The sequence below is a fragment of the Saccharopolyspora sp. NPDC002686 genome, assembly GCF_040295745.1.
Taxonomy (GTDB): domain Bacteria; phylum Actinomycetota; class Actinomycetes; order Mycobacteriales; family Pseudonocardiaceae; genus Saccharopolyspora; species Saccharopolyspora oryzae.
The window spans coordinates 1-2,628 of sequence record NZ_JBEOVY010000583.1 but is presented as its reverse complement, the minus strand read 5'-3'; the positions used below and the strand labels follow the sequence as shown (position 1 = coordinate 2,628).

The 2,628-nt window shown below is 70.1% G+C and carries 3 protein-coding genes; all 3 read left to right on the top strand.

Annotation, left to right across the window (positions count from 1 at the left end; all coding sequences use genetic code 11):
* Positions 1-384 precede the first annotated feature (384 nt).
* The 3 genes from ABTZ89_RS37870 to ABTZ89_RS37860 all read left to right on the top strand — a co-directional run bounded on the left by ABTZ89_RS37870 (position 385) and on the right by ABTZ89_RS37860 (position 2,523).
* Positions 385-507, top strand: coding sequence for a hypothetical protein (locus tag ABTZ89_RS37870; RefSeq protein ID WP_270952781.1), 123 nt, complete (start codon positions 385-387; stop codon positions 505-507).
* A gap of 104 nt (positions 508-611) precedes the next feature.
* Positions 612-1,370, top strand: a complete 759-nt coding sequence (locus ABTZ89_RS37865; protein ID WP_270952782.1) for an SDR family NAD(P)-dependent oxidoreductase — start codon at positions 612-614, stop codon at positions 1,368-1,370.
* A gap of 106 nt (positions 1,371-1,476) precedes the next feature.
* Positions 1,477-2,523, top strand: a complete 1,047-nt coding sequence (locus tag ABTZ89_RS37860; RefSeq protein WP_351054119.1) for an NAD(P)-dependent alcohol dehydrogenase — start codon at positions 1,477-1,479, stop codon at positions 2,521-2,523.
* Positions 2,524-2,628: the final 105 nt, after the last annotated feature.

Sequence of the window (2,628 nt, the reverse complement as noted above, 5' to 3'; positions counted from 1 at the left end):
AAACAATCTTTTATTTTTTTTCCTACAAATAAACACCCCCCTAGTACTGTTTCCGAGGGTGGTGGTGTTGGGTGGGGTGCTCTCACCCCCCCACGCCGGGTCCTGACACGCCGTGGGACCACAGTTTCAATTGAAACTGCAGATCCCACCCACGGCCGGCCGCAGTTTCAATTGAAACTGTGGTTCTGCGCCTTCGGCGTGTCGGGACCAGGGGCATCGGAGAGGGTGCGAGGGCACTTGAAGTCGGACGTCCGATTTTCGAGGGAAGTTGCGGTGGAACAGTGAGCTCGGTCACGTTGGGTGATGAGGTTTTCGCTCGGACGGATGGCAGATCTCCCCTGGTGGCAGACGCGGCGGGGACGGTGAGCGGACCACGCTCTTCGCATGGAGCTCATCGGGTTCGCCGCACTGTTCATCGGCCTCGCGCTGCTGGCCGCGCTGCCCCTGGTCGCGCTGCTCTCGCTGGTGGAGACGACATCGAAGCGGGAGGTGCAACGCCATCGGTGACCGCCGCTTCTCGCCCTGCCCGTTCCGCGTTCGATGCTGGGCAAGTGCGTTCCCAGGTGTTAGACATGCCCGGGTAGCGCAAACGGACGCAAAGGAACGAGCAGATGCAGATCACCGACACCGCGGCGATCGTCACCGGCGGGGCTTCCGGCCTTGGCGCGGCCACCGCCAGAGCACTCGCCGGGCGTGGCGCTCAGGTGTTCGCGGTGGACTTGCCGGAGGCCGTCGGCAAGGCGCCGGTGGTCGACGGCGTCACCTACGCGGCGGCCGACGTCACCGACGCTGAGCAGGTGCAGACCGCGGTGCAGCAGGCCGCGGGCGCCGGGAATCCGCTGCGGATCGTGGTGAACTGCGCGGGCATCGGCCCGTCGGCGCGCATCGTCGGCCGGCAGGGCGCGCACGACCTCGACCTGTTCCGCAAGGTCGTCGAGGTCAACCTGGTCGGCACCTTCAACGTGCTGCGCCTGGCCGCGGCGGCGATCCGCGAGACCGAGGCCGACCAGCAGGGCCAGCGCGGCGTCGTGATCAACACGGCCTCCGTCGCGGCCTTCGACGGGCAGATCGGCCAGGCCGCTTACGCGGCGTCCAAGGGCGGCGTGGCGAGCCTGACGCTGCCGGCCGCCCGCGACCTGTCCTCCGCCGGGATCCGGGTCATGACCATCGCTCCGGGCATCATCGACACCCCGATGCTGGCGACCGTGAGCGAGGAGTACCGCCAGGGCCTGGCCGACGGCGTCCCGTTCCCGAAGCGCTTGGGCGCCCCCGAGGACTACGCCCAGCTCGCGGTGAACATCGTCGAGCACGACTACCTCAACGGCGAGGTCATCCGCATGGACGGCGCCCTCCGCATGGCCCCTCGCTGAGTTCCACCCCCGTGAGCACTTTCCGGGGCCATGGCACCAGAAAGTGCTCACGGGTTCGGTTCGGCGCAAGATGGGCTCCGCGATCGAACCGCGGAAGGAGCTCGCGATGGGTCAGGTCATGAAGGCCGTCCAGTACCAGCAGGTCGGGTCGAGTCCCGTGGTGGTCGAGGTGCCCAAGCCCGAACCCGGTCCCGGCCAGGTGCTGCTGAAGGTGACCGCGGCCGGCATGTGCCACTCCGACATCGGCGTGATGAGCTGGCCCGCCGACAAGCTGCCGTTCGAGCTGCCGCTCACGCTCGGGCACGAAGGCGTCGGCACCGTCGCCGGGCTCGGCGCGGGCGTGCGCGGGGTGTCCGAGGGCGAGTCCGTCGCGGTGTACGGGCCGTGGGGTTGCGGCGTGTGCCGGAACTGCGCGCAGGGCAAGGAGAACTACTGCACCCGCGCCGGCGAGCTGGGCATCCGGCCGCCGGGTCTCGGCGCACCGGGCGCGATGGCCGAGTACATGCTGGTCGACGACGTGCGGCACCTGATCCCGCTGGACGGCCTGGACCCGACGCAGGCCGCGCCGCTGACCGACGCCGGGCTCACCCCGTACCACGCGATCAAGCGCTCGACGCCGAAGCTGGTCGGCGGCAGCACCGCGGTCGTCATCGGCGCGGGCGGGCTCGGGCACCTCGCGGTGCAGATCCTGCGCGCCACCACCGGGGCCCGGGTGATCGCGCTCGACGTGGCCGACGACAAGCTGGAACTGGCCCGGGCGGTGGGCGCGCACGACGTGGCCCGCTCCGACGAGACGGCACCGGCGCGGATCCGGCAGCTCACCGGCGGGTTGGGCGCGGACGTGGTGCTGGACTTCGTGGGGATCGCGCCCACGGTGAAGATCGCCGCGCAGTCGGTGGCGATCGAAGGCGACATCACCATCGTCGGGATCGCCGGAGCTCCGCTGCCGGTCGGTTTCGGCCTGCTGCCGCACGAGGTCTCGGTGGCCGCGCCGTACTGGGGCAGCCGCGCCGAGCTGATCGAGGTGCTGGACCTGGCCCGCTCCGGTGCGCTGCGCGCGCACGTGGAGACCTTCGGCCTGGACGAAACCCCGCAGGTCTACGACCGGTTCCACGCGGGCGAGATCACCGGCCGCGCAGTCATCGTCCCGTAGCTCCCGGCGACTTCCCGCGAGCTTCGGGTCCTCAGAGGTCTTCGGCACAACGACGCCTTCCCGGTGTGCACCCGCGCTGGCGTGCAGCACCCGCTGGCCGACGGC

Coding starts and splice junctions, on each gene's coding strand:
- ABTZ89_RS37860 (WP_351054119.1), top strand. CDS start 1,477: ATGGGTCAGGTCATGAAGGCCGTCCAGTACCAGCAGGTCGGGTCGAGT.
- ABTZ89_RS37865 (WP_270952782.1), top strand. CDS start 612: ATGCAGATCACCGACACCGCGGCGATCGTCACCGGCGGGGCTTCCGGC.
- ABTZ89_RS37870 (WP_270952781.1), top strand. CDS start 385: ATGGAGCTCATCGGGTTCGCCGCACTGTTCATCGGCCTCGCGCTGCTG.